A 24,355-nucleotide genomic window follows, 5' to 3' on the forward strand; every position below is an offset into this window, starting at 1 on the left:
AGAGGTGCACGATCCGCCACTGGGACGGATCTGGGTGAGAAGGCTGAAATGCTTACTTGTAGCGGTAGGTGATACGCCCGCGGTCCAGGTCGTAGGGGGAAAGTTCCACCACGACACGGTCCTCCGGGAGGATGCGGATGTAGTGCTGGCGCATCTTGCCACTGATGTGGGCGAGAACCTCGTGCCCGTTGTCCAGTTCGACCCGGAACATCGCGTTCTTCAGGGGCTCGACAATGCGGCCCTCAACCTCGATTGCGCCTTCTTTCGCCATACACTCCACTTCCTACGCCGCCTGAAAGTGCAGGCAGCAGACGTATTTACCGGTTACATGCGGCGCCTGCGCAAGGTTGCACAAACACCGCTGGACTACATTAGCCATTTACCTGCGAAAACGCAAAAAGCCCCAGCGCTAGCCGGGGCTCATCGCGGGCACGTGCTAGAACACGTAGACCTTGTCGCCGATCTGCAGGTCGTTGAAGTACCGCTGCGCGTCCGCGCGGTAGAGGTGGATGCAGCCCGCAGACGGCACGTACGGATCATCCTGGTGGAACGCGATGCCGTTGTTGGTGAAGTACACAGAGTACGGCATCGGAGCGTTGTTGAACTCGTAGGAGATCTCGTCCTTGACCTTCCGGTTGACGTAGTGCGTGCCCTTCGGGGTGTCCTGACCCGGGCGGCCGGAGCTGATCTGCACCGGGCCGTAGTAGATCTCGCCGTTGTTCTGCAGCCAGGACTTTTGGTTGGTCAGGTCCACGCAGGCCTTCGCGTCCGCCGGGCACGGGGAGGTACGCGGCGCAGGTGCCGGGGCCGGGGCCGGAGCTGGCGCCGGCTCGGGCTTCGGTGCGGGGGCCGGTGCCGGCTTCGGCTTCGGGGTCTTCTCGGCGATCAGGCCCGGGAAGAACATCTCGAGGATCTCGTCGATGCGCTGCTTCGCCTTCGCCGGCAGCTGCGGGTCGATGGCGGCCAGAGCGTCAGCCTGCTGGCGCAGGCCGTTGCGGATGTTCCACGCGGCGTCGCGCGCGGACTTATCCAGATTGCTGAAGGAGGTGGTCGCCTGGTTGGACAGCGAGTCCAAGCTGGACATGGCAACCGGGTTCTGCGCGGGCGCGGCCTGGGCGGAAACCGGTGCTGCCAGGGAGGCGACGACACCGAGGCCGGCAGCGAACGTGGTTGCGCGTCGCTTCAGCGGCGACTGCTTTGCGTGGCGGGGACGGTAAGACATGGCGGAAGTATAACCTCCCTGTCATCAAACGCACCACAACGCGCCAGAAAACTACACGCGCGGCGTAAGAATTCTCGGGCCTCCTGCGGTCGCCGCGACGGTGTGCTCCCAGTGCGCGGCGGGTGCGCGGTCTACGGACACCACGGTCCATTCGTCCTCCAGCACCTCGGTGTCCACTTCCCCGCCGAGGATCAGCATCGGCTCGATGGCCAGCACGGATCCGTCCTGGATGACGGGACCGCGGTTCGGCTTGCCCTCGTTGGCCAGGTACGGCTCTTCGTGCATGGTGTGGCCGATGCCGTGGCCTCCGTAGCCGTCGACGATGCCCAGCTCCACCCCGAAACGCTCCTCAGCCGCGTGGGTGGCCAGCTCGAGCGCGTGGGAGACGTCGGTGAGCTTGTTACCCGGCACCATCGCCTTGAGGCCTTCCGCCAGCACCCACTCGGTCGCGCAGTTGAGGGCGTCCACCTCCGGAGCCAACTCGCCGATGCCGAACGACCAGGCACTGTCGCCCACCCAGCCGTCGAGGGTGGCGCCGCAGTCGATGGAGACCAAGTCGCCTTCTTCGAGCACAATGCTTTTCGACGGAATCCCGTGCACGACCACCTCATTCACCGACGCGCAGATAGAGCCGGTGAAGCCCTGGTAGCCCAAAAACGTCGGGATGGCGCCATGGTCGCGGATGACCGTCTCGGCAACCTTGTCCAGGTCGAGCGTGGTGGTGCCTGGCTTGGCGGCTGCGCGGACCTCCTGCAGGGCGGTGCCGACGATGCGCCCGGCGGCCTCCATGGCGTCGAGTTCCTCCGGCGTCTTGGCCGCGATCTTGCGTTTCCTGAAAACCATTGCGTGGTGGTCCTTTGGTTCGTCGATAAGCGAAATGCGAAAGGCCGGTGCAAACACACCGGCCTTCACGCTACGTGGGCTACTTACCCAGCGCCTCCATGGCGCGCTGGTTGATCTCGTCGACGTCGCCCACGGCGTCGATGGAGATGATCTGGTCACCGTAGTGCTGGATCAGCGGGGCGGTCTCGTCGCGGTAGACGCCGAGACGGGTGCGGATGGTTTCCTCGTTGTCGTCCGCGCGGCCGCGGGCGAGCATGCGCTCGACCACCACGTCCTCGTCGACGACAAAGTTGAGTACGCCGTCGAGCTTCTCGCCCTTCTTGCTCAGCAGCTCGGTGAGGATCTCAGCCTGCTCCACAGTGCGCGGGAAGCCGTCCAGCAGGAAGCCGTCCTTCGCGTCGTCCTGGTTCAGGCGGTCTTCCACCATGCGCGCGGTGACGTCGGTGGGCACGAGCTTGCCGGCGTCGATGTAGCTTTTCGCCTCAACGCCGAGCGGGGTGCCCTCGCCGATGTTGGCGCGGAACAGATCGCCCGTGGAGATGTGCGGCACACCGAGCTTCTCGGAGAGAATCGCGGCTTGGGTGCCCTTGCCGGCACCGGGAGGGCCAAGGAGAACGAGACGCATTATCGCAGAAGTCCTTCGTAGTTGGATTGCAGGAGCTGGGATTCAATTTGCTTGACCGTGGTCAGGGCCACGGAAACCATAATCAGGATGGCGGTGCCGCCGAACGCGCTCATGCCCATACGGCCGGAGCCGGTGATGCCGGCGTCCATAGCCAGGTTCGGCAGAACAGCGATCGCGGCGAGGTAGATGGCGCCGACAAACAGCAAACGGTTCATCACAAACGCCAGGTACTCCGCGGTCGGGCGACCCGGACGGATACCGGGGATGAAACCGCCGTACTTCTTCATGTTCTCCGCCTGGTCCACCGGGTCGTACTGGATGGAGACGTAGAAGTAGGAGAAGAAGATGATCAGCACCACGTAGGTGAGGATGTACTGCCAGGAACCCGGGTTCTGCAGCCACGCCATCACGTGGTTCATCCACCAGTTGTCCGGCGGGGTCTGGTTGCTCATGGTGACGATCTGGGTGATCAGCACCGGCACGTACATCAGCGAGGAAGCGAAGATCACCGGGATCACGCCCGCCTGGTTCACCTTCAGCGGCAGGTAGGTGGAGGACCCACCGTACTGGCGGCGGCCCACCATACGCTTGGCGTACTGCACCGGAATGCGGCGCTGGCCCTGCTCAATGAACACGATGCCGACGACGAGCGCGATCAGCGCCAGGACAACCAGGGTCAGGGTGACCGCGCCGGACTGCTGGAGAATGAACGCGCCCTCGGACGGGATCTGGGTGGCGATGCCCGCGAAGATGAGCAGGGACATGCCGTTACCGACGCCCTTTTCGGTGATGATCTCGCCGAGCCACATGATGAGCACCGCACCGGAGGTCATGACGATGATCATCATCAGAAGCGTCCAGATGTTGCGGTCCTCCACCAGCACCGGCATGCCCTGACCGAGCAGCTGTTCGCGGTCCGCCAGCGCCACAATGCCGGCGGACTGCAGCAGCGCCAGCGCCACCGTGAGGTAGCGGGTGTACTGCGTCATCTTCGCCTGGCCGGACTGGCCTTCCTTCTTCAGCTCCTCAAACTTCGGGATCACCACGGTGAGAAGCTGCACGATAATCGACGCCGTAATGTACGGCATGATGCCGATGGCGAAAATGGAAAGCTGCAGCAGCGCGCCGCCGGAGAACAGGCCGATGATGGAGAACATCGTCGCCTGGTCGCCCTGGGAGATCTCCTCCAGGCGGGAGTTGATCAGCGCGTAGTCCACGCCCGGGGTGGGAATCTGGGCGCCGACGCGGTACAGAAACATCAGCGCAAGGGTGATCAGGATCTTCTTGCGTAGATCCGGATCCTTGAACGCCTGAGCAATAGCGGACACAAAGCCTCCTGGCCCCCGCCGCGCCACGGGCGGGAGGTAGTGGACATTCGACTCCTCGCCCAGGTTTCGCGGGCACGCGAAAACCGGCGGGGCGGTCTTTTGACCCCACTACACTAACAGCACCCGGTGGAAAGTTGATATTTCAGGTTCGGTTACGGCGCGACTCCCAGTCTCCTCCCAGGCGCTCGGACTGACGCATGGTGGCGGAATCCGTCAGGCGGGACCTATCGGCCCAGGTCGGCACAACCGGCTGCCGTGATGTGTCAGAGGTGGCGGGCGGGGACGGATCCCCCGCCTAAATTGATTCACCGGCCGATGAACAGATCCGCCCGTCGATTTCACCGACCTGCGCAAAATGAACACATTGCCCACCCAACTAGGTATTTGTTCACTCGGACCGACTGCGCGAGTGAACAAATCCCCCACGCTCCCCCGACACTTCGCGGCGGAATCCGTCAGAGCGCGCCCAAAAACACAGGTCGGCGCAAACGGCCGCCGCGATGTGTCAGGACGCCCTCCCCACCAACGGCGAAACCCCCGCCCTGGACGGGAATGTCCGGGGCGGGGGTTCGTCGTAAAGCTAAGCGCTCCTACGCACGCTTGGAGAACTCAACGACGTTGGCGGAACCGCCAGCGGCCTTGATCTTCTCCTCAGCGGACTTGGAGAACTTGTTCGCGGTGACGTTGAGCGCGACGTTGATGTCGCCCTCTGCCAGCACCTTCACCGGCTGCTTCGGGCGAACAAGGCCCTTGGCAACGATGTCGGCGATGGCGATGTCGCCACCCTGCGGGAAGGCCTCGGCCAGATCCGCGACGTTGACCACCTGGTACTCGACGCGGTTCGGGTTCTTGAAGCCCTTCAGCTTCGGCAGACGCATGTGCAGCGGCATCTGGCCACCCTCGAAAGCAGCGGAAACCTGCTTGCGAGCCTTGGTGCCCTTGGTACCGCGGCCGGCGGTCTTGCCCTTGGAGGCCTCACCGCGACCGACGCGGGTCTTGGCCTTGTTTGCGCCCTCTGCCGGGCGCAGATCATGGAGCTTGATGATGTCAGCCATGTTGTATCTACTCCCCTGCAACTTCTTCAACGGTGACGAGGTGGCGCACCTTGAGGATCTGGCCGCGGGTAGCCGCGTTGTCCTTCTTCACGACGGACTGGCCGATCTTGCGCAGGCCGAGAGCCTCGAGGTTCTTACGGGTGGTCGGCTTCTCGCCAACCTTGCCGTGGTGCAGCGTAATCTTCAGTGCCATGGTGCTTAGGCCTCCTGTCCTGCGCGTGCGCGCAGCATACGAGCCGGTGCAACTTCCTCGACGGACTTGCCGCGCTTGGCAGCCACCTCTTCGGGGCGGACAAGCTGCTTCAGGCCTGCGACGGTTGCCTGGACCACGTTCAGGGCGTTGTCCGAGCCAAGGGACTTGGCCAGGATGTCCTGAATGCCAGCGCACTCGAGCACCGGACGGACAGCGCCGCCGGCGATGACACCGGTACCCGGAGCAGCCGGGCGGAGCATGACGATGCCCGCAGCCTCTTCTGCCTGGACCGGGTGAGGAATGGTGCCGCCGATCATCGGGACGCGGAAGAAGTTCTTGCGAGCTTCCTCTGCACCCTTCTGGATTGCGGCGGGAACTTCCTTCGCCTTGCCGTAGCCGACGCCGACCATGCCCTCACCGTCGCCGACGACGACGAGTGCGGTGAAGGACATGTTGCGGCCGCCCTTGACGGTTTTGGCAACGCGGTTGATGGTGATGACGCGCTCGATGTACTTGTCGCGCTCGTCGTTCTGGTTGTTGCGACGGTCGTCGCGGCGGCCGCGGCCACCACGGTTGCCACGATCGTTGCGGTCGTTGCGGTCGTTGTTGTTCTGGTTGTCGGCGGAGCGCCCGCCGTCACGCCGTTCACGTTCGGCCATTACGCGATCCTTCCGTTGATGGTGATGTTTGCGGTGATCATTAGAACTTCAGACCACCTTCACGAGCTGCTTCAGCCAGGGCCGCGACGCGGCCGTGGTACTTGTAGCCGCCGCGGTCGAAGACGATTGCTTCGATGCCTGCAGCCTTGGCGCGCTCAGCGACGAGCTGGCCAACCTTGGCAGCCTTGTCCTTCTTGTCGCCCTCCAGGTTGCGCACGTCCGGCTCGATGGACGACGCGGAGACCAGGGTGTGGCCTGCGAGGTCGTCGATGACCTGGACGTGGATGTGACGCGAGGAGCGGTGCACAACGAGACGCGGGGTCTCCGGGGTGCCGCGCAGCGTCTTGCGGATGCGGTTGTGGCGACGTGCGCGTGCCTCGCGGCGGCGGGACGAGATGTCCTTGCCAACCGGGGTGCGCTTGGTGTTCTCTGCAGTATTGCTCATGATTACTTACCCGTCTTTCCGACCTTGCGGCGGACCTGCTCGCCGGCGTAACGGATGCCCTTACCCTTGTACGGGTCATCCTTACGCAGACGGCGGATGTTTGCCGCAATCTGGCCAACCTGCTGCTTATCGGAACCTTCGATGGCCAACTTGGTGTTGCCGTCGACGGAGAACGTGATGCCTTCCGGCGCCTCGATCAGGATCGGGTGCGAGTAGCCGAGGGAGAACTCGAGGTCCTTGCCCTTCTGCTGCACGCGGTAGCCGACGCCGAAGATCTCCATGTTGATCTTGTAGCCCTCGGTCACGCCCACGACCATGTTGTTGATCAGGGAGCGGGTCAGGCCATGCAGCGAACGGTTGTCACGGTGGTCGTCCGGACGAGCCACCAGGATCTGGTTGTCCTCGACGGAAGCGGTGATCGGTGCCGGCATATCCAGATCCTTGGTGCCCTTCGGGCCCTTGACCTCGACGTGCTGGCCGTCGATCTTCACCTCGACGTTGTTCGGGATTGCGATGGGTGCATTACCTACACGAGACATAAGTCTTTCAACCTCCCTTTACCAGACGTAAGCGAGGACTTCCCCGCCTACACCCTTCTCTTGAGCCTGGCGGTCGGTGAGCAGACCGTGGGACGTGGAGATGATTGCCACGCCCAGGCCACCGAGCACCTGAGGCAGGTCGTTGGACTTCGCGTACACGCGCAGGCCCGGCTTGGACACGCGGCGCAGACCAGCGATGGAAGACTCGCGGGTCGGGCCGTACTTGAGGTTGAGCGTCAGCGACTTGCCGACCTTCTCGTCCTCAACTTTGTAATCTTCGATGTAGCCTTCCTGCTTCAAGATCTCGGCGATGTTCACCTTGATCTTGGACGAAGGCATAGACACGGCGTCGTGCTGCGCATTTGCTGCGTTGCGCACGCGCGACAGCATGTCCGCGATCGGATCAGTCATGGTCATTGTGGTGACCGTTACCTTTCTCGTTGCGGTTCCCATCCACCGGGTGACCTGTAACGCTGAGGCGTTTCGGGTCGCGTTTTCCGCATGGTCTGTCGGGGGCTACTCACGCTGCCCGCACTCAATAGCGCGGGCCGCTCGCCGCCTCCCTTGCACGCGGTCCGCATCATGGCGGGGGGCCTGCAACAAAGTTGGATGTTCAAATGTACTTCGGCTTGCGCACGCCGAAGCGTCGGCGCGCAAGTCCGAGGGGGTAACTTACCGCTTTCCTGCGCCAATGAGCAAATCGCTTATCGACGGGCACGTTCAGCGCCCCACCAACCCGCCAGAGATTCACAACCCCATAGACTGCCCTGCATGGACACCGCCCTTGCACAGCTCGTCGGATCGCTGACCGCCACGCGCGAGGCTCGCGAGGAACTTTACGTCTGGTTCCACCAGCATCCCGAGCTGTCGCTGCAAGAGCTGCAGACGGCCTCGAAGATCCGCTCCCGGCTGGACGCGCTGCAGCTGCCGCACACGCAGGTGGGCGAAACGGGCACGGTGTGCGTGCTGGACAACGGGCCCGGCCCGGTGGTGGCCATCCGCGCGGACATCGACGGGCTGCCGGTGCAGGAGCGCTCCGGCAAGCCGTACGCCTCCACCGCCACGCAGGTGGATGCTGTCAGCGGCCGCGAGGAGCACGTCACCCACGCCTGCGGGCACGACTACCACATCATGGGCGTGCTCGGAGCGCTGGAGGCTTTCGCCGCCAACCGCGACTGCTGGCGCGGCACCCTGGTCGCCGTGTTCCAGCCGGCAGAGGAGGCGTACGCCGGATCGCGGGTGATGCTGGCTAACGGCATCCGCGAGGCGATGCCGAAACCCGACGTGTATTTGGGTCAGCACGTGCTGCCGATGCTGCCCGCAGGTGTTGTGGGCACCCACCCGGGGCCGTTCATGTCCCAGGCGTTTTCCGCCCAGATCACCGTGTGGGGCAAGGGCACCCACGGCTCCATGCCGGAAAAGGGCGTTGACCCGGTCCTGCTCGCCTCCAACATCGTCACCCGCCTACACACGGTGGTCTCCCGCGAAGTGCAAGCGAAAGACACCGCGGTGCTCACCGTCGGCGCGATCCACTCCGGTGTGAAGGCGAACGTGATCCCGGAAACCGCCGAGCTTCTGGTGAATACCCGCGCCTACACCCGGGAGGTCAGCGACACGCTGCGCAGCGCAATCACCCGCATTGTTGAGGGCGAGTGCGCCGCCGCCGGCAGCCCGCGGGAGCCGGAAATCACGTTCTACGACGAGTACCCGCTCACGGACAACGACCCGGAGACCACCTCCCGCGTTCGCGGCGCGTTCGACGCCCACTTCGGCAGCGACGCCGCGGACTTGGACCAGATCCCCGCCTCTGAGGATTTCTCCATCATCCCGGACGCGCTCGACGTGCCGTACACGTACTGGGGCTTGGGCGGCTTCAAGGACTGGGAAAACGCCCCCGGCAACCACTCCCCGGCCTTCGCGCCCGACCTGCAGCCCACGCTCGACCGCGCGGCCGAGGCCATGATCGTGGCTGCTGCCGCGTGGCTGGTGGACTGAGAACAACAAAAGTTCCTCTCAGCCGTTGGTATCCATGCGCTGCCGAACGAGCTGGCAGCACAACGCAAGCGCTGCCACGGCCGCTGCTGAGCCACTAAGTACGGCCGGTGTCGCATGTGCAGCGACCAATAGCGACCCGGCGGCCGCGCCCAGCGCCGACCCCAGGTAGTTGGCCGAAGCGTTTGCAGCAACAGCCGTCGCGCCATCAGCAGGATTCGCTTGAATTAATACTTGTTGCTGGGGCGCGAGAGAAGCCCATCCGCATAATCCCCAGACAAACAGACTGACTACCACCAACACTGGAACCTGGCCTTGGGTCATGCCGAGCAACGCACAGGTGAGGCCCCCAAGGATCACAGCACTGAGCCGCAGCGGGTCATGTCTGTCCGCGAGCAACCCAATCCCCAGTGCTCCGACCGCTCCGCCGAGCCCCCACACCCAAATCGCTATGTTTTGATGCGCTGCAAGGGCTCCCCCAGACAGCACGACTGTGAGGTAGGTGTAAAGCCCCAGGGAAGCGACGCCGGTCAACAGCGTCACAGTGACCGTGAGGAGATTCTTAGGCCGTGTAATAGACCGCAGCCGGTCGGCGGGACTAGACGCTGGAATCGCTGGCAGGTCCCCTCCTCGAAGTGCAATACCCGAGAGTGCTACGCCTCCGACGACCACGATCAGCAGTATCGCGGCACGCCAATCCCAATACTGTGCCAGCACCAGACCGATCGGCACGCCGAATACGGTGCCGACCGCAAGTCCAGCGAGGACTAGCGCCAATGCGCGCCCTCGACGTTCCGGCCCGACGATTTCAGCGGCAACCGCCGAGGACAGCGGCGAATACACACCGGCTGCTGCGCCGGCCACCACGCGAGAGGCCAGGAAGACCCAGATTGTCGGTGACAGCGCCGTGGCCAAGTTCGCCAAAGTGAACACAAGCAAGGCGATGATCAGGCTGTGCCGCGATTGCTGCCCTGCCTTTCCCGCCAGTAACGGCCCCACGACGGCATACGAACCTGTAAACGCCGCAACCCCCAGTCCAACCGTGGCTTCTGGCGTTCCAAGGGCGGCTGCGATGGCCGGCAGAAGTCCCGCCACAACGTATGCGTCTAGGCCGAGTGCCACGCTCCCCAGCACGAAAGGCCATAGCCGACGCATCATCCCTGTTCCCCCTCGGTGTTCGCGTTGGCGATCACTGCCGCAAGCACACCGGGAAATAGACGATCTAGATCGTCCCGCCGCAATCGGATCAAGCATGCGCGTCCCTCTCCCCGGGTCCACGTCACCCCCGCCTCTCGCAGCATGCGCGTGTGGTACGTGAGCGTCGACCGGGGCAAATCGTCTGCAAGCTCGAGACTGTCATGGTCCAACCCGTCGGCGAGCCGACGAATCATCTCCAGCCGGATGGGGTCACTCAAAGCACCAAGCACCCTGGTCAGGGTGATTTCGTCGGTTGTTGGATGGTGGTATTCGCGTGGCGTCATCGAACCTCCCAAAATCGTGCAACTTTTCTTGCATCAACACCGTACAAGAAAAGTTGCACGACCACGAAGATCCCCGAAACTGCTAGAACGGCAGCGCCGGGCGCGAACGCACCCGCGTCTGCCCAATGTCGGAGCGCTGCCCCGCCTCGTGGCCCTGGTCGAACGCATCCGCGTCGAAGGAACGCTTGGACGAGAAGCTGCCTAAAAAGAAGCCCATTTCTGCGGCGAAGTTGTCGCGGGCTTCGGTGGCCTTCTGGAAGTCGTCGACAAGCACGAGCCCATACTCCCCGTCTGATTCCTCCACGGTCTTTTCGGCTTCGGCGAGGCGCGCGCCGATGCTCGCAGCGAAGCCGGACATGAAGCTGCGGCGGCGCACCACCGCCGATTCTCCCCAGTGGGTGGCGCGCACCTTCTGCGCGTCCGCGAGCATCACGGGCAGAAGCAGCGCGTAGAGCATGTCCACCCGTTCCAGGTGGCGCGCGCAGCCGAAGATGACGGCGTCTTTCATGCGCGTGGAGTTGTACACGCGCTGCGAAAAACCCGTGCAGTGCAGCGCGAATGCGATGGTCAGCAGCAGGTTCGCCTGCATTTCCGTGTAGGAACCGGCGAACTCGTAGGTGCGCTGGCCCACCTCGTCGCCGTCCTCGGTGTCCAGGTCGCGTTGTTCGTAGCCGTACTCGGCCATGAGCTCGAACGCCCTGGCGTAGAACGCGTCGCCCTCCGGTGTGCCCTCACGGTCGCGGGCCTGGTTGAGCAGTTTCTGCAGTCGTTGTTTGATCTTGTCTTCGGTACGCATCGGACGCACCCACCCCTTTCTGTGTTCGGATGTGTGGGTGCAGTTGTAGCGGGGCGTCAAGGCGGATGTTTTCGGGCTTGTGGAATTCGCGTTCGCACCCCTGTGGATAACCCGCGTTTTCGCACGTAGATTCGCCGCAAGTTCGCGAGTTAAGCATCCGGCGATACCATCGGTTCCCGTGAGCAGGACCAAACGCAGCTTCGCAGTCACCAAGATTTCCGCCGACGGCACCCGCGACACCCGCGCGGGCCAGGTCGCGGTTGAAGAGCCGTTGGAGATCCGGGCCGGTGGCGTGAGCGTCGCAACGCTTATGCGCACCCCGGGCCACGACATCGAGCTCGCGCATGGCCTGCTGCTGGCGCGCGGGTTGATCACGCGTGTCGAGGACGTGGTCACCGCCCGCTACTGCGAGGGCGCGATCGGCGGCGAAAACACCTACAACCTGCTGGATATCCAGCTCGCGCGACCCTCGGCCCCGCAGTTCATCGACCCGATCCCCGGCGACGCGTGCGGCATCTCCGCCGAGCAGCGGGTGCGCGAGCTCGCCGCCAACCTCGACGTGCGCGACGAGTTCATGGAGCTTGACCCGTCCGCGATCTTCGCGCTTCCCGGGGTGTTGTCGCAGCACCGCACGCGCGACCTGCCCACGGCGGTCGCGGGCGATGCGGGGCGCCAGGACCTCGACCCCTTGAATGCGGTGCACAAGATTGCGGGGCACATGCTTCTCGACGCCACCCCGTCCCCCGCCCTCACCCTCGCAACCGATGCGCAGGTGGGCTTCGAAATCGTGCGCGCCGCCGCGGCAGCCGGATTCGGTGCGGTGGCCACCACTGCCGGCGTGACGTCGATGGCCGTGGAGCTGGCCCGGGCCACCAACACGGTGCTCGTCGGCGAGGTGGGCGACGAGCGCTTCAGCGTGTACTCGGGGGCTTAGCCGATTGCATTGGCAAGTCCGCGGCTAGTCGTCGAATTTGATACCCGCTGTCTCCGCTTTCTCGACCAGGCCCGCGATCTCATCAGGTGTCTCGGCAACTTCGCCGAACACGGCTCGCACCTTCTCCACGTGCTCGGCGTCCCCGTAAATACCGATCCCTTGTCCCTCCGGGTCGAACTGCAGGCTGCCATCAATCTGACCCGTTGACTTGAAGTACTCCGCCAGCCCTTCGAGGAAGTACCCGTTGGCTTCGTGGCCCGTTGCAGCAATAGCCTTATGCAAGTCAGAGCCGACCACGACCTGAATGTAAACCGAGTGCTGGCCTTCCAGTTCCCCGGCAGACGCATCGAGCTCTACCAGACGCATCTTCAGCCCTGACGCCGACTCAGATTCCTGAGCGTCGTGGTCAATATCCTCATCCGGCCGGCTCAGTTCATCAGGAATCTTAAGGCCAAGGTGGTAGCAGCGATACTGCTCAAGCCACAAGTCCAAAAACCCAATCGGATTAAAACCCCACGGGATCAGCTGGTAGTTCCGCTCCTCATCGGTTGCTTCTCTGACACCCGACCCACCTATCCATTTCTCGATACTCCAGTTGGAGGTGTCAACGCTGTCTACATCAAGCGGGATCTCGTCTTTGAGCTTCGTCGGAATATAGGCGGGCGGCCCCGGCCGATACTCCTCCCCGCCGACCGCGACCTTCGCAGGGTCGAAATCGCCCGGCACAGATTCGACCTTGCCGTCCCGGATAAACGGACCGCCCTTGCGGAACGCACTCGTAAGCAGTGGAAACGGCGGAATAATCCAGTCCGATGGCTGACCAACTTCGGCTCTGAGGCCCAGCACAGCCAGGTTCTCTGGAGTGCGCGGAACAGCCGCCAACGAAGCCCCGCCGCTTCGGTGCTTGGCCTCGTAAACGTGGACCTCTAAATCTCCGTTATGAGTCGGCATACGGAGCCTCGTGTTGTCCGAAGGTCGAATAGCCTTCATCGACTCATCGAACTGCATGAAGTACGTCATCGGGCTGCTCCTCACTTGTCCTGCAGCAACGGATTTCAGACCATCGCGGCCAAGTCTGCCGAAAACTCGGACGTCTTTCCAGAAGTCAGCTCACGACCAGCCGACTAACCAGCAATCATCTGCGAGGCCTTCACCGCGGTCTCCCACAACCCATAGACCAGCAGCGCCGCGATAACCAGCGCAAGCACCGTCGCTACCAGCGCATGGATGGATCCGGCGCCGCCGCCGGCCGCTGCCGCTGCGGATTCTCTTGCCGACGCACGGTCCGCTTCCACCTTTGCGGCCACTTTCTCCGGATCCTCGAACCACTTGCGGGCGACCGGCCGGACCAGGATGTTCGCCACGAGGCCCACCGCGAGCAGCACGCACATGATGTAGAGCGAGAGCTGGTACAGCTCCGGGCCGGAGTTGCCGCGGTTGGCCTGGCGCTCCACCACCGTGTTAATGATCAATGGCCCCGCCACGCCCGCCGCGGACCAGGCGGTGAGCAACCGGCCGTGGATCGCGCCGACCTGGTACACGCCGAACAGGTCGCGCAGGTACGCCGGGATGGTGGCGAACCCGCCGCCGTAGAAGGTGAGCAGGATCAGGGTGCTCACCACGAACAGCGCTAGGCTAGTGTGGCCGGCGGATGCCACCACGAAGTAGAAGATCAGGCCAACACCCAGGTAAACCATGTAGATGTTCTTGCGGCCGATCACGTCGGAGGCGGACGACCAGATGAAGCGGCCGCCCATGTTGGCCAGCGACAGCAACCCGACGAAGCCGGCGGCCGCCGCAGCGCTGAGCGCCGGGAAGTAGTCCTGCACCATCGGTGCGGCGTTTTCCAGGATGCCGATGCCGGCGGTGATGTTGCAGAACAGGATTACCCACAGGCACCAAAACTGCGGCGTGCGAATAGCGTTGTTCGCGCTGACGTTGGCGCCGACGATGGCGACCTTCGCCGGTTTCGCCTTGATCTTTGGCGCGCCTGTCGGGGTCCAGTCCGGGTGCGGAAGCCGGATGCAGTACGCACCCATGGCGATGACCAGCAGGTACACGACCGCGAGGGTGATAAAAGTCGGTTCGAGACCCGCGGCGCGATCCGCGAGCTCAGCCCCGCCGCCGAACGCCTCCATCAGCCGGTTCGACGCTGGCGAGGCGATCAACGCGCCGCCGCCGAAGCCCATGATCGCAAGCCCCGTGGCCAGGCCCGGCCGGTCCGGGAACCACTTCATCAGCGTGGACACGGGCGAGATGTATCCGATACCCAGGCCAATGCCGCCGATGAACCCGTAGCCGAAGTACACCAGCCACAGGTTCCCGGTGCTGATTCCCAGCGTGGCCACCAGGAATCCGACCACCCACAGCACGCCTGCCATAGACATGGACGCGCGCGGTCCAACCTTTTCCACCCACGAGCCGAACAGCGCAGACGACGTGCCCAGCATGCCGATCGCCAGCGAGAAGATCCACCCCACGGCAACTTCCCCCACCCCGAAGTGCTCCATCATCGGCTTCTTAAACACGGAGAACCCGTACACCTGCCCGATGGAGAGGTGGATCGCCAACGCTGCCGGGACAATGAGCCAGCGGTTGAATTCCTTGGGCGCGATAATCGCACCTCGGGAAAAGAATGACATGGACGCTTCCTGCCGTCTCACCTGCATAAATTACGAAGCGCATAATAACTCGCAAGCGCGAAGAAACAGAAAGCTTCCATTCACACGAGGAGGTCAACCGCCGATGTTCTACGACGAAGCACTCCAACACACCGGATCCACAACTGCCTCAGCGCTCGGCGCCCTGCAAACCGCGAAGGCATTCCTCCACGGCTACGCCCGTCCCTGCACGGCGAGGTGGCCGGAAGTCACCGCCATCATCAACAGCATCGAGTTCGATGCAGCAACGAGGGACTTTTCGCTTAGCGACGACGCACGTGCCCGAATGGACACCTGCTACAACCAGCTCGAAACCGCAGCTGACGATGCCTGGCCCGAAGACCCAGACGAGCTCAACACAATCGCCATGAATGCGCTGGATGCCGTCGCGGACCTCACCTCGAACAGGGTGAAGTACTGAGAGCAGTTGGGCGTCGCACTGTCGCTCGACAAGGACGACTACCTCCGATTCATCCGCTCGCTCGCCGCGGCACGCAGCCGGGTCACCGGCGAAACGCTCCACTTCGCCGAGATAGACGACGTGGGAAACGTGTTCGTCTTCGAAGACTTCCTTCCCCGGTGCTCGCGGAAGACGGGCCGTCGATAGTCGCGCGCATGATCGAACGCGCGGACGTCGATAGGCACAGCGTCACCGTTGCAAACGAACCTGGAGTGGTGTCGATTGTTGGCCCCATAGAGACAGTGCGGAAGATCTACGACGCAAACGTGCAAGCCGAAGCCGGTGCGGCAACAGCACGCACCTCCCCTACCCAGCCGGCAGAGGACCGTGCGGGGTACGAGCCGCTCGTCGACTTCACCACCGACTGCCCACTGGGGTTCGACGAGGTACTGGCGGCGATGGGCGATCCCGAGCCGACCCCCATCATCGACCGTATGAACTGGGACGAATTCCTCGGAAACGGGTACCAGGCGACCCTGTCACTGGATGGGCAAGCGTTCGCTGCCAGGGCCACCGAGAAGGGCGGGGTGGTGACCGAGCTCGAGATCAGCCCGCACAACAACGCTAGCTTCCTGGGCATCCCGTTCCATATCCCGACGTCGAGATTCACGGAGAAGCTCGACGAGCTCGGTATCCCTTGGGCCGATGACGGGCACTCAGGGATCGTGCTCTACGAGCATTGGGTCACCCTGTACAACCACGACAGCCGGATCGAAGCCGTCCTGTGGCACAACCCGGAAACCCTCTCCGATGTAGAGCTGCTCGACCTCGCGTTCCCGCCCGACTCCACCCGTAAACCTCGTTAGTCCGGCACCCCCACACACGCAAAACGCCCCCGGTCCAGAAAGAACCGGGGGCGCAAAGCAGCCAAGCAGCCAAGCAAGCAAACGCTTATGCGCGCTTCATCTTGCCGTCCTTGTCAGCGAACGGGAAGCCGAGGTGCGTCAGCAGGGCGCGACCCTCGTCGTCGTTCGTGGCAGTGGTGACGAGCGTGATGTCCATGCCGCGGACGCGATCGATCTTGTCGATGTCGATCTCGTAGAACATGGTCTGCTCGGACAGGCCGAAGGTGTAGTTACCATTGCCGTCGAACTGCTTGTCGTTCAGGCCGCGGAAGTCGCGGATACGCGGCAGAGCCACGGTCAGCAGACGGTCCAGGAACTCCCACATGCGGTCGCCGCGGAGGGTGACCTTCGCGCCGATCGGCATGCCTTCGCGGAGCTTGAAGTTAGCGATGGACTTCTTCGCGCGACGCAGCTGCGGCTTCTGGCCGGTGATCGCGGTGAGGTCCTCGAGCGCGCCGTTGATGACCTTGGAGTCGCGGGCGGCATCGCCGACACCCATGTTCACGACGATCTTGGTCAGGCCCGGGATCTGCATGACGTTGTCGTAAGAGAACTCGTCATTGAGCTTGGTGCGGATCTCGTCCTGGTAACGCGTCTTCAGGCGGGGGGTGTAGTTCTGAATGCTCTCAGTCATTAGATGTCCTTCCCGTTCGACTTGGCTACGCGGATCTTCTTGCCGTCCTCGTCGAAGCGGTAGCCGACGCGGGTCGGCTTGCCGTCGGAGTCCAGGATCATCACGTTGGACACGTGGATCGGGGCTTCCTGGGTGACAATGCCGCCGGACTCGGCGCCGCGCTCGGTGTAGGAGTTGGCGACGTGCTTCTTGATGCGGTTCACGCCCTCAACCAGGACCTTTTCACGCTGCGGGTACGCCTCGATGACGCGGCCCTGAGCGCCCTTGTCCTTGCCGGCGATGACCTGGACCATATCGCCCTTCTTGATCTTCATAAGTTAGATCACCTCCGGTGCGAGAGACACGATCTTCATGAAGCGCTTGTCGCGCAGCTCACGAGCGACCGGGCCGAAGATGCGGGTGCCGCGCGGCTCGGTGTCGTTCTTGATGATGACGGCAGCGTTCTCGTCGAAGGAGATGTAGGAGCCGTCCGGACGACGGGTTTCCTTCTTCGCGCGGACGATGACAGCCTTGACGACCTCACCCTCCTTGACGTTGCCGCCCGGGGCAGCTTCCTTCACGGTGGCGACAATCGTGTCGCCGATGCCGGCGAAGCGTCGAACAGAACCGCCGAGAACGTTGATGCACAGAATCTCGCGTGCACCAGTGTTGTCGGCGACCTTCAGACGCGATTCTTGCTGAATCACAGTTGGTCTCCTGACCTGGATCAATGTGCGCCAGATTTCCGTCCTGCACGCACGTGGTCAATGTTTGCGGTGCCCATTGCTTATCGACGAACCACCACGTGGTCGAAGGGTCTCGGATGCGCAGCTCGGAAACGCGCGTTGCACCCGACCAGCAGTAGACAACTGGAGTATTCAACCACGAGCTGGGCCGATTCCCCAAATCCGCGCGCGGGCAGCTTCCTGCGCCGCTCGCGTCGCTGTCCGGGAGTCTTACTTCTGCCTGTGAATCTAGACACACGAAACGCAACAAGCACCAACACGGCAGGTCAGCGGCTTCCCGGCGGTATCGCCAAGTTTCGCCATAAGGTATGACCTCTTGTACGTTAAATCCCGTGAGTTTTTACGAAGCCGCCCCTACGGCGATTAAGAACAAGGTTGACCTCTTTTCCGAAGAGCCCGCCCGGTTTGCCACCCGTGCAGTACTGGCGGGCGTGTATCTGGGGATCATGACGGCGTTCGCCGCCTCCACTGCCCAGCTGACGGACACGTACGCCCCGGGGTGGGGCAAGTACGCGTTCGGCGGCATCTTCGCCTCCACGCTGTACATCATCATCGTGCTGCAAGGCGAACTCGCCACAGGCGACATGATGTTCATGACCTATGGCGCGATCCACAAAAAGAACACTGTGGTCAGGGGTCTGTTGCTGGTCCTGTTCGTCACCATCTTCAATCTCATCGGTGCAGTGGTGATCGCATGGCTGATTTCCCGCACCACCATGGGCCAGCTTGTGGAAGTGGACGGGTTCCTCCACGACTTGCTGGTGGCCAAGCTGCAAAAGTCCAGTTCAACACTTTTTGTCGAAGCAATCCTGGCCAACGTCGTGGTCAACATCGCCTTCATGCTGGCAACCCAGGCGGGCAAAGACTACAGCGCGAAGCTGTGGGGCGTCATCCTGATCATCCCGTCGTTTGCGACCATGAGCTACGAGCACTCCATCGCGAACTTCATCCTCACCAGCCTGGGCGGCTTCACGCTCGGCCCGGATGTGATCGAGGGCTTCACCAACTGGAACGTGATCCGCAACTGGGTCGTCGTGTGGCTGGGCAACTTCGTCGGCGGCGGCTTCATGATGGGCGGGCTCTACGGCTGGCTCAACCTGACCAAGACGGACTACAAGGACTAGTTCCGCGCCGTCTGCCAGAATGGGACGGGTGAATACACCTGTTTCCCACTCGGCTCCAGATGTCCTTCAGGCCGTGCGCGGCGTGCGCGATGCGGTGGCGTACACGGCACTGCCTGTCGACGTCGCTTCCGAAGCCCGCGCCATAGTCAATCAGCTCGACGACTATGTGCTGCCGCGCCTGGCCAACCTCGACGCGCCCCTGCTCGCCGTCATCGGCGGCTCCACCGGCTCCGGCAAGTCCACCATTGTCAACGCGCTGCTGCGCGAGCGGGTGTCTAACCCGGGCGTGATCCGCCCCACCACCCGTCAGCCGGTGCTGGTGGCCAACCCGGGCGACGCGGACTGGTTCAACTCCCCGCAGGTGCTGCCCGGCCTGGCCCGCTCGCACGGCGCGGGCGACGAGCGCTCCACCACCCTGCGTGTCGTGGACACGCCCCGCATCCCGGAGGGCTTGGCGCTTCTCGACGCCCCCGATTTCGACTCCATCGACGACCAGAACCGGGCCCTGGCGTCCCAGCTCCTCGCCGCCGCGGACCTGTGGATCTTCGTCACCACCCCGGCGCGCTACGCGGACCAGCTGGTGTGGAACTTCCTCAACGACGCCGCCGGCCGCGGCATCGAGGTCGTGGTGGTGCTCAACCGCCTCGACGACAAGGCCGCGGAGACGGTGCCAGACGACTTGCGCCGCATGATGAACGACGCGGGACTTTCCAAGGCCACCGTATTTACCGTCCCGTTTGTGGCGGACCTTGGTGGCGAGCAGTCCGGCGAATTCCTGGGCGAGGAGCTGGTCGCACCACTTCGCGAGTACCTGACCACGCTCGCGGACGACACCGCCGCCCGGCGCGACGTGGCCGGCAAGACCGTTGCGGGTGCGGTGGAATCGGCGCTTACCCGCGTGGATGCCCTGGTGGGCCGCCGCGAACGCCAGGAAAACTTTGCCAACCAGCTCGACGAGTCGATCCACGAGTTCTACACCGCCGCGAACCGTCATGTCATCGACGCCACCTCCGACGGTAAGCTGCTGCGCTCCGAGGTGATGGACCGTTGGCAGGACGTCGTCGGCACCTCAGATGTGTTCCGCGGTGTCGAGCGTTGGTTCTCCAGCGCCGTGGACAAGGTGGGCAGCTTCTTCACCGGCCAGCCCGCGCCGCTTCGCGAGGTAGAGACCGAGATCGAGTCCGGCCTGCACGCCGTGATCGTGGATGCGGCCGAGACCGCCGCGTCGCGCGCGTGGTCCCACACCGGTTCGGTGGCCCCGGAGCTGCGCACGGACGCGGATCCGGCGCTCGCCCGCGCCAGCGCGGACATCTCCGACAAGGCCGCGCAGCTAGTGCGCGACTGGCAAAAGGACATGGTGCAGCACATCCAGGACACCGCCGGCGACAAGCGCCAGCGCGCCCGCCTCATGTCGTTCGGCCTGAACGTGGCCACCGTGGCGCTGATGCTGGTGGTCTTCGCCTCCACGGCGGGCATTACCGGCGGCGAGGTGGCCATCGCGGGCGGATCCGCCGTGGTAGGCCAGAAGCTGCTTGAGACGATATTCGGCGAGGACACCGTGCGCCGCATGGTCGTCCAGGCCCGGGAGGACTTGAACCAGCGCCTGGGCGAGCTGTTCGCCGCGGAGCGCGACCGCTACCACGTATTGACGGACCCGCTGCTCGAGGGCGCGACCGCCGAGCAGGTGCGGGAAGCTTCCGCGGAGGCGAAGCGCGCTGTGAACGTGAGGCTCCTTGGGCTCGTCGATAGGCAAGAGGCCCCGCAGCTTCCCGCAAAGCAGGAGGATGTGGAGGAAAGCTTCGAGCGCGGCACGCTGCGCGGGCTGTTTGACCAGCTGCGCGGCAACTTTGGCAAGGGGGACGGCAATGTTTAGGAAGAAAGCTGGCCTGACCGAGCGGCTGCAGGCGCTGGATCAGGCCGCGCAGATCGGCGCACCGTACCTCTCGCCGGGCAACCGCGAGGGCCTCGAGCGCGTGGCGAAAGCCGGCGCGGAACGCCGCGCGCTGTCCGGCGACCACACCGTGGTGGGCTTTTTCGGCGCCACCGGCTCCGGCAAGACCTCGCTGTTCAACGCTGTTGTTGGCGAGGACCTGGGCAAGGCCGCCGCGCGCCGCCCCACCACCTCCTCGCCGCTGGCCGCCATCTGGGAGCCGGACGGCTCCGAGGAGCTGCTGGACTGGCTGGGCGTGGAGGACCGCCGCGCCCGCCAGGGCGAGTTCGCCCGCGGCGCTGGCCCGCTGATCCTGTTAGACCTGCCCGATTTCGACTCGGTGGAGGCGTCCAACCGCGCCATCGCGGAACGCCTTGCCGGCCAGGTGGACGTGCTGGTGTGGGTCTCCGACCCGGAGAAATACGCGGATTCCGTCATCCACGACCAGTTCATCCGCCCGCACGCCAACCACTCCGCCGTGACGTTGGCGGTGCTGAACAAGTCCGACCTGCTCGCCGCGGGAGATGTCGGCACCGTCGCGGACTCGTACGCGGGGCTTTTGCGTGACGACGGCCTCACCAACGTCCAGGTCGTCCCCACCTCCACCCTGACGGGCGCCGGAATCGAGAACCTGCGCGCCGCGATCGCGAAGGTGGCCAAGGCGCACACGGCGCAGACCGCGCGCATCGAGGCGGACATCCGCTCTGTCGCCGAGGGGTATTCCGGGGTGAGGGGCGCCGGAGGCGTCGCAAAGAATGCGAAGCGCGACATGGACGCCGTGCTGGCGCAAGCCGCCGGCGCGGACCGCATCGCGGAGACCACCGCCGCGGCGTACCGCAAGCGGCTGCGCGAACGCACCGGGTGGCTACTGACCTCCTGGATCACCCGCTTCAAACCCGACCCGCTGCGCCGGCTGGGACTGCGCGAAGCATCCGACGAGATCGGGGTGCACCGCAGCTCAATGCCGGAGCTCGACGCCGCGTCAAAGGCCGTGGCAAACCGGGGCGTGCGCGACTACGCGGGCGCCGTCGCCGACGGGCTGCCGCACGAGTGGTCCGCCGCCGTGGCCGACCGCGCCGAGGAGGTCTCCGCCGGCCTGCCCGCGGAGCTGGACCGCGCCGTCGCCCGCACCACGCTGCCCGCGGAGCCGTCCAAGGGCTGGTCGCTGCTCACCGTGATCCAGTGGCTGGCGCTGCTGGCCGCCCTGGTGGGCGTGCTGTGGTACCTGCTGGTCGCGTTCGTGCCGGGCGTGCTCACTCCCCTGCTCGGCGGCGACCTCGTGCCCGACGTGGAAGGCTGGCCAATCCCGACGCTGCTGATCATGGCAGGGCTGCTCACCGGCCTGGTCATCGGCCTGGTCTCCGCGGTGTTCGGCGGGATGCTTGGCTCCGGGGTCAAGCGGCGCACCCGCTCGGCGGTGCAGAAACAGGTCGCCGAGGTCTCCCAGACCGCGGTGGTGGAGCCGCTGCTGGCCATCCGGGAGGACTACTCCCGCTTCGCCGAGCGCATCGCCGTGGCCGCGGGCTAGTTTCCCGGTACGGTCGGCGAATATGGCACGAATTCCCAGAGTCTTGTCCATCGCCGGCACCGACCCCACCGGCGGCGCCGGCATCCAGGCCGACCTGAAATCCATCGCGGCCGCCGGCGGCTACGGCATGTGCGTGACCACCGCGCTGGTGGCCCAAAACACCCAGGGTGTGCGAGAGATCCACACTCCCCCGCAGTCGTTTCTGCGCGCGCAGCTCGACGCGGTGTTCGACGACGTCGAAGTCGACGCCGTGAAGATCGGCATGCTCGGCGACGTTGAAACCACCCGCACCGTGGCCGACTACCTCGCCGCCCACCCGGTGCCGGTCGTGGTGGTGGACCCGGTGATGGTGGCCACCTCCGGCGACCGCCTGCTTTCTGCCGACGCGGAGGAGGCCCTGCGCCAGCTGGTCCGCGACCACGCCACGGTGGTCACCCCGAACCTGCCGGAGCTGGCCGTGCTCACCGGCCAGCCCGAGCCGGAATCGTTTGAGGCGGCGGTGGCCCTGGGTCGTCGCTATGCAGCCGAGGCGGACGTGAGCGTGCTAGTCAAGGGCGGCCACCTCAGAGGCGACCGCGCCTCCAACGCGCTCGTCACCCCGGGCGGTGAGGCCCACGTCGCCGAGGTGCCGCGCGTGGACACCAAAAACACCCACGGCACCGGCTGCTCGCTCTCCGCGGCGTTGGCCACGCGCATGGTGCTCACCGACGCCAACGCCGCGACCACCTGGGCCTCCGAGTGGCTCCACGAGGCCATCGCCCACGCCGACGAACTTAACGTCGGCCGCGGCAACGGCCCCGTGCACCACTTCCACCGCCTCTACCGGCTGGCGGGCGGGGTGTGAGCCTCGGCCACGGCGGCCAGCACCCGGCTGGCCACGTCCTTGTGTTGCACGGTTGTTCCTTCCTATTGAGGTGTCAGCGCCGACCACTGCGCCCCACCGGGAGCAAAGACGGCAAAAGAAAACGCGACGTCCCCGTCGCCCGCGGTGCACTCCACCGCCGCACCGTCCGCGGTAAGCACCAGCTCACCTGCGGCGCACTCGGCCCACCGGATGCGTCCTGCCACGTCGACGAACACTGTGCCGCGCCCTGCGCCGTCCGGCTGCCAGGTCACGGTCGCGCCGACGTGTTCTCCCTCGGCGACGAGGTCCGCCGACCAGGACGAGTCCCCCAGCGCTACCCGCTCGACGAGCATGTCGTGGGCGTCCGGGATCTGCAGGGCGGTGGCCAGGTGGCCGTCGATAAGCGAAAGCTCCCTGACCAGCGTGAGCTGATGCACCCACCCCTCCGCGGGGAAGGTGGGGGTGTCGTCGCGCGCGGGCAGCCCCATCCAGCCGAGCATGAGCGCGCCGCCGTTGTTGTCGCTGATGAGCTGCGGCGCGTAGAACTCCGAGCCGTAATCCAGCGGCGTGAAATCCCGCTCGACCTCGAACCGCAGGCCTTCAAGTTTGCCGACGACGTACCCGCACTCGTCCGAATCCGGAAACTGCGGGCAAAAGACAAACACGTCGCGCATCACGCCCGTGGCCTGATCGCGCATCCGCAGCAGGTTCGGGCACTCCCACATGTAGGCCGAGGCGACGTTGTAGTTCAGGCCCGCGAACTCGATCTCGCCGGCGAACTGCCACGTGTCCAGGTCGTCGGAGGTGTAGAGCACAGCCGCGCCGGTGCCGTTGTCGCGCTGGGCGCCCAGCACCATCCGCCACGTACCGTCCGGCGCCTGGGTGACGTGCGGGTCGCGGTAGTGCGCGGTGTAGCCGTCGGCGGGGCCGTCGATCGCGGGGTTCGTGTCTCGGCGGTGGTAGGTCCCGCCCATGGGGCCTTCGATGTCGCCCACGTCCACGATGTTCTGGCTGGTCAACCGTTTCCCGTCGCGCTTGACGTTGCCGGTGTAGAACAGGCGGATCTGGCCGTCGTGCACCACGCCCGAGCCGGAGTAGCAGCCGTTTTCGTCGTACGACACGCCCGGGTAGAGCGCGTCCGGGAAGTGCCGCCACACGCCTGAGCCCAACGTGGTCACCGCATGCCCCCAGCCGGTGCGCTTGGGCTGGGCGGGGAAGGACGGGTCGTGCTGGTAGAACACATGCAGCTCATCGCCGAGCAACATCATCCCGTTCGGGTCGTGAGGTTCTTGCGTGAGAGGCGTGTTTAGAAGATCGAAATGGAAGCGGTGTGGTGAGTTTGTGGTAGCGCCTGAGTGGGGATCCGGTAGCGGGTCCCTGCTCAGGCGCTTTGTGTGTTACTGGTTAGCTTCCAGTCTCATGTTTGGTCCTTCGAGGGTGATGATTTCGGCGCCGGCGATGAGTCGGTTGAGGATGGACTCGGCGATGACGGC

Annotated in this window: 29 protein-coding genes; 9 read left to right on the forward strand and 20 right to left on the reverse strand. The window is 64.6% G+C overall.

The window, feature by feature from the left end; all coding sequences use genetic code 11:
- Positions 1-52: 52 nt before the first annotated feature.
- From infA to rpsH, 11 genes are all read right to left on the reverse strand, one after another.
- Positions 53-271, reverse strand: coding sequence for a translation initiation factor IF-1 (infA, locus tag MHX64_RS02405; RefSeq protein WP_019193979.1), 219 nt, complete (start codon positions 269-271; stop codon positions 53-55).
- A 165-nt stretch (positions 272-436) separates the two neighbouring features.
- Complete coding sequence (locus MHX64_RS02410) at positions 437-1,222, reverse strand: L,D-transpeptidase (RefSeq protein WP_181889825.1); 786 nt, start codon at positions 1,220-1,222, stop codon at positions 437-439.
- Between the two features lie 51 nt (positions 1,223-1,273).
- Complete coding sequence (gene map / locus MHX64_RS02415) at positions 1,274-2,065, reverse strand: type I methionyl aminopeptidase (protein WP_239357222.1); 792 nt, start codon at positions 2,063-2,065, stop codon at positions 1,274-1,276.
- Between the two features lie 79 nt (positions 2,066-2,144).
- Positions 2,145-2,690 carry an adenylate kinase gene (locus tag MHX64_RS02420; protein WP_181889823.1) on the reverse strand — a complete coding sequence of 182 codons (546 nt, stop codon included), beginning with the start codon at positions 2,688-2,690 and terminating at the stop codon, positions 2,145-2,147.
- Positions 2,690-4,018: a preprotein translocase subunit SecY gene (gene secY, locus MHX64_RS02425; protein WP_239357223.1), complete on the reverse strand. Its 1,329-nt coding sequence runs from the start codon at positions 4,016-4,018 to the stop codon at positions 2,690-2,692. Before secY ends, MHX64_RS02420 begins: the two co-directional genes overlap by 1 nt.
- 590 nt (positions 4,019-4,608) lie before the next feature.
- The gene (gene rplO / locus MHX64_RS02430; RefSeq protein ID WP_070474973.1) at positions 4,609-5,073 is read right to left on the reverse strand and encodes a 50S ribosomal protein L15; all 465 of its coding nucleotides are present in this window, start codon (positions 5,071-5,073) and stop codon (positions 4,609-4,611) included.
- 7 nt (positions 5,074-5,080) lie between these two features.
- Positions 5,081-5,266 (reverse strand): 50S ribosomal protein L30, encoded by a 186-nt coding sequence (gene rpmD / locus MHX64_RS02435; protein WP_181889821.1) that lies wholly within the window; start codon positions 5,264-5,266, stop codon positions 5,081-5,083.
- A gap of 5 nt (positions 5,267-5,271) precedes the next feature.
- On the reverse strand, positions 5,272-5,925 hold the full coding sequence (gene rpsE, locus MHX64_RS02440; RefSeq protein ID WP_181889820.1) for a 30S ribosomal protein S5: 654 nt from the start codon (positions 5,923-5,925) through the stop codon (positions 5,272-5,274).
- Positions 5,926-5,965: 40 nt separating this feature from the next.
- Positions 5,966-6,370 (reverse strand): 50S ribosomal protein L18, encoded by a 405-nt coding sequence (rplR, locus tag MHX64_RS02445; RefSeq protein ID WP_038609691.1) that lies wholly within the window; start codon positions 6,368-6,370, stop codon positions 5,966-5,968.
- Between the two features lie 2 nt (positions 6,371-6,372).
- Positions 6,373-6,909, reverse strand: a complete 537-nt coding sequence (rplF, locus tag MHX64_RS02450) for a 50S ribosomal protein L6 (RefSeq protein ID WP_070474977.1) — start codon at positions 6,907-6,909, stop codon at positions 6,373-6,375.
- Positions 6,910-6,927: 18 nt separating this feature from the next.
- Positions 6,928-7,326, reverse strand: a complete 399-nt coding sequence (rpsH, locus tag MHX64_RS02455) for a 30S ribosomal protein S8 (RefSeq protein WP_181889818.1) — start codon at positions 7,324-7,326, stop codon at positions 6,928-6,930.
- A gap of 354 nt (positions 7,327-7,680) precedes the next feature.
- Here rpsH and MHX64_RS02460 point away from each other — a divergent pair, with 354 nt between their 5' ends.
- On the forward strand, positions 7,681-8,904 hold the full coding sequence (locus MHX64_RS02460; protein WP_239357225.1) for an amidohydrolase: 1,224 nt from the start codon (positions 7,681-7,683) through the stop codon (positions 8,902-8,904).
- Between the two features lie 18 nt (positions 8,905-8,922).
- On the opposite strand, the gene MHX64_RS02465 is transcribed toward MHX64_RS02460, so the two are convergent.
- From MHX64_RS02465 to MHX64_RS02475, 3 genes are all read right to left on the reverse strand, one after another.
- Positions 8,923-10,059, reverse strand: coding sequence for an MFS transporter (locus MHX64_RS02465; protein ID WP_255711391.1), 1,137 nt, complete (start codon positions 10,057-10,059; stop codon positions 8,923-8,925).
- Positions 10,056-10,382 (reverse strand): helix-turn-helix transcriptional regulator, encoded by a 327-nt coding sequence (locus tag MHX64_RS02470; RefSeq protein WP_239357229.1) that lies wholly within the window; start codon positions 10,380-10,382, stop codon positions 10,056-10,058. Before MHX64_RS02470 ends, MHX64_RS02465 begins: the two co-directional genes overlap by 4 nt.
- 82 nt (positions 10,383-10,464) lie before the next feature.
- A complete protein-coding gene (locus MHX64_RS02475) occupies positions 10,465-11,178 on the reverse strand; it encodes a DUF2786 domain-containing protein (protein WP_181889814.1) in 714 nt (237 codons plus the stop codon).
- A 178-nt stretch (positions 11,179-11,356) separates the two neighbouring features.
- Here MHX64_RS02475 and MHX64_RS02480 point away from each other — a divergent pair, with 178 nt between their 5' ends.
- Positions 11,357-12,112, forward strand: a complete 756-nt coding sequence (locus tag MHX64_RS02480; RefSeq protein ID WP_239357231.1) for a formate dehydrogenase accessory sulfurtransferase FdhD — start codon at positions 11,357-11,359, stop codon at positions 12,110-12,112.
- A 24-nt stretch (positions 12,113-12,136) separates the two neighbouring features.
- Here MHX64_RS02480 and MHX64_RS02485 read toward each other — a convergent pair whose 3' ends face one another.
- Positions 12,137-13,132, reverse strand: a complete 996-nt coding sequence (locus tag MHX64_RS02485; RefSeq protein ID WP_239357233.1) for a hypothetical protein — start codon at positions 13,130-13,132, stop codon at positions 12,137-12,139.
- Positions 13,133-13,236: 104 nt separating this feature from the next.
- Positions 13,237-14,754 carry an OFA family MFS transporter gene (locus tag MHX64_RS02490; protein ID WP_239357235.1) on the reverse strand — a complete coding sequence of 506 codons (1,518 nt, stop codon included), beginning with the start codon at positions 14,752-14,754 and terminating at the stop codon, positions 13,237-13,239.
- A 103-nt stretch (positions 14,755-14,857) separates the two neighbouring features.
- Between MHX64_RS02490 and MHX64_RS02495 the strand changes: the two genes are divergently transcribed.
- Genes MHX64_RS02495 through MHX64_RS02505 form a run of 3 tightly spaced genes read left to right on the forward strand, consistent with a single transcriptional unit; the run spans position 14,858 to position 16,038 of the window.
- On the forward strand, positions 14,858-15,193 hold the full coding sequence (locus tag MHX64_RS02495; RefSeq protein ID WP_239357237.1) for a hypothetical protein: 336 nt from the start codon (positions 14,858-14,860) through the stop codon (positions 15,191-15,193).
- Between the two features lie 6 nt (positions 15,194-15,199).
- Positions 15,200-15,379 carry a hypothetical protein gene (locus MHX64_RS02500; RefSeq protein WP_239357239.1) on the forward strand — a complete coding sequence of 60 codons (180 nt, stop codon included), beginning with the start codon at positions 15,200-15,202 and terminating at the stop codon, positions 15,377-15,379.
- Between the two features lie 8 nt (positions 15,380-15,387).
- Positions 15,388-16,038, forward strand: coding sequence for a hypothetical protein (locus tag MHX64_RS02505; protein ID WP_239357240.1), 651 nt, complete (start codon positions 15,388-15,390; stop codon positions 16,036-16,038).
- 85 nt (positions 16,039-16,123) lie between these two features.
- On the opposite strand, the gene rplE is transcribed toward MHX64_RS02505, so the two are convergent.
- The 3 genes from rplE to rplN are packed head-to-tail and all read right to left on the reverse strand — an operon-like array spanning position 16,124 to position 17,397.
- Positions 16,124-16,711, reverse strand: coding sequence for a 50S ribosomal protein L5 (gene rplE, locus MHX64_RS02510; RefSeq protein ID WP_070474983.1), 588 nt, complete (start codon positions 16,709-16,711; stop codon positions 16,124-16,126).
- Positions 16,711-17,025, reverse strand: coding sequence for a 50S ribosomal protein L24 (gene rplX / locus MHX64_RS02515; RefSeq protein ID WP_239357241.1), 315 nt, complete (start codon positions 17,023-17,025; stop codon positions 16,711-16,713). The genes rplE and rplX overlap by 1 nt, the downstream gene beginning before the upstream one ends.
- Positions 17,026-17,028: 3 nt before the next feature.
- Complete coding sequence (rplN, locus tag MHX64_RS02520) at positions 17,029-17,397, reverse strand: 50S ribosomal protein L14 (protein ID WP_038609661.1); 369 nt, start codon at positions 17,395-17,397, stop codon at positions 17,029-17,031.
- Positions 17,398-17,768: 371 nt separating this feature from the next.
- Here rplN and MHX64_RS02525 point away from each other — a divergent pair, with 371 nt between their 5' ends.
- From MHX64_RS02525 to thiD, 4 genes are read left to right on the forward strand one after another with little or no spacing between them, the layout of a single operon-like run.
- A complete protein-coding gene (locus tag MHX64_RS02525; RefSeq protein WP_181889808.1) occupies positions 17,769-18,560 on the forward strand; it encodes a formate/nitrite transporter family protein in 792 nt (263 codons plus the stop codon).
- 28 nt (positions 18,561-18,588) lie between these two features.
- Positions 18,589-20,433 (forward strand): GTPase domain-containing protein, encoded by a 1,845-nt coding sequence (locus tag MHX64_RS02530; protein ID WP_239357242.1) that lies wholly within the window; start codon positions 18,589-18,591, stop codon positions 20,431-20,433.
- On the forward strand, positions 20,426-22,018 hold the full coding sequence (locus MHX64_RS02535) for a GTPase (RefSeq protein WP_239357243.1): 1,593 nt from the start codon (positions 20,426-20,428) through the stop codon (positions 22,016-22,018). Before MHX64_RS02530 ends, MHX64_RS02535 begins: the two co-directional genes overlap by 8 nt.
- Before the next feature lie 22 nt (positions 22,019-22,040).
- Positions 22,041-22,862 (forward strand): bifunctional hydroxymethylpyrimidine kinase/phosphomethylpyrimidine kinase, encoded by an 822-nt coding sequence (gene thiD / locus MHX64_RS02540; protein WP_194989443.1) that lies wholly within the window; start codon positions 22,041-22,043, stop codon positions 22,860-22,862.
- A gap of 62 nt (positions 22,863-22,924) precedes the next feature.
- On the opposite strand, the gene MHX64_RS02545 is transcribed toward thiD, so the two are convergent.
- Entirely contained in the window at positions 22,925-24,247 is a 1,323-nt protein-coding gene (locus MHX64_RS02545) for a glycoside hydrolase family 32 protein (protein ID WP_370642125.1), read from the reverse strand.
- Between the last annotated feature and the right edge of the window lie 108 nt (positions 24,248-24,355).

Source organism: Corynebacterium sp. ACRPZ (genome assembly GCF_022346205.1).
GTDB lineage: Bacteria > Actinomycetota > Actinomycetes > Mycobacteriales > Mycobacteriaceae > Corynebacterium > Corynebacterium lehmanniae.

What these genes read in the sequence shown, in the direction of transcription:
- infA (WP_019193979.1), bottom strand. Translation starts at nt 271, where the DNA reads ATGGCGAAAGAAGGCGCAATCGAGGTTGAGGGCCGCATTGTCGAGCCC.
- MHX64_RS02410 (WP_181889825.1), bottom strand. Translation starts at nt 1,222, where the DNA reads ATGTCTTACCGTCCCCGCCACGCAAAGCAGTCGCCGCTGAAGCGACGC.
- map (WP_239357222.1), bottom strand. Translation starts at nt 2,065, where the DNA reads ATGGTTTTCAGGAAACGCAAGATCGCGGCCAAGACGCCGGAGGAACTC.
- MHX64_RS02420 (WP_181889823.1), bottom strand. Translation starts at nt 2,690, where the DNA reads ATGCGTCTCGTTCTCCTTGGCCCTCCCGGTGCCGGCAAGGGCACCCAA.
- rplO (WP_070474973.1), bottom strand. Translation starts at nt 5,073, where the DNA reads ATGGCTGACATCATCAAGCTCCATGATCTGCGCCCGGCAGAGGGCGCA.
- rpmD (WP_181889821.1), bottom strand. Translation starts at nt 5,266, where the DNA reads ATGGCACTGAAGATTACGCTGCACCACGGCAAGGTTGGCGAGAAGCCG.
- rpsE (WP_181889820.1), bottom strand. Translation starts at nt 5,925, where the DNA reads ATGGCCGAACGTGAACGGCGTGACGGCGGGCGCTCCGCCGACAACCAG.
- rplR (WP_038609691.1), bottom strand. Translation starts at nt 6,370, where the DNA reads ATGAGCAATACTGCAGAGAACACCAAGCGCACCCCGGTTGGCAAGGAC.
- rplF (WP_070474977.1), bottom strand. Translation starts at nt 6,909, where the DNA reads ATGTCTCGTGTAGGTAATGCACCCATCGCAATCCCGAACAACGTCGAG.
- rpsH (WP_181889818.1), bottom strand. Translation starts at nt 7,326, where the DNA reads ATGACCATGACTGATCCGATCGCGGACATGCTGTCGCGCGTGCGCAAC.
- MHX64_RS02460 (WP_239357225.1), top strand. Translation starts at nt 7,681, where the DNA reads ATGGACACCGCCCTTGCACAGCTCGTCGGATCGCTGACCGCCACGCGC.
- MHX64_RS02465 (WP_255711391.1), bottom strand. Translation starts at nt 10,059, where the DNA reads ATGATGCGTCGGCTATGGCCTTTCGTGCTGGGGAGCGTGGCACTCGGC.
- MHX64_RS02470 (WP_239357229.1), bottom strand. Translation starts at nt 10,382, where the DNA reads ATGACGCCACGCGAATACCACCATCCAACAACCGACGAAATCACCCTG.
- MHX64_RS02475 (WP_181889814.1), bottom strand. Translation starts at nt 11,178, where the DNA reads ATGCGTACCGAAGACAAGATCAAACAACGACTGCAGAAACTGCTCAAC.
- MHX64_RS02485 (WP_239357233.1), bottom strand. Translation starts at nt 13,132, where the DNA reads ATGACGTACTTCATGCAGTTCGATGAGTCGATGAAGGCTATTCGACCT.
- MHX64_RS02490 (WP_239357235.1), bottom strand. Translation starts at nt 14,754, where the DNA reads ATGTCATTCTTTTCCCGAGGTGCGATTATCGCGCCCAAGGAATTCAAC.
- MHX64_RS02495 (WP_239357237.1), top strand. Translation starts at nt 14,858, where the DNA reads ATGTTCTACGACGAAGCACTCCAACACACCGGATCCACAACTGCCTCA.
- MHX64_RS02505 (WP_239357240.1), top strand. Translation starts at nt 15,388, where the DNA reads ATGATCGAACGCGCGGACGTCGATAGGCACAGCGTCACCGTTGCAAAC.
- rplE (WP_070474983.1), bottom strand. Translation starts at nt 16,711, where the DNA reads ATGACTGAGAGCATTCAGAACTACACCCCCCGCCTGAAGACGCGTTAC.
- rplX (WP_239357241.1), bottom strand. Translation starts at nt 17,025, where the DNA reads ATGAAGATCAAGAAGGGCGATATGGTCCAGGTCATCGCCGGCAAGGAC.
- MHX64_RS02535 (WP_239357243.1), top strand. Translation starts at nt 20,426, where the DNA reads ATGTTTAGGAAGAAAGCTGGCCTGACCGAGCGGCTGCAGGCGCTGGAT.
- thiD (WP_194989443.1), top strand. Translation starts at nt 22,041, where the DNA reads ATGGCACGAATTCCCAGAGTCTTGTCCATCGCCGGCACCGACCCCACC.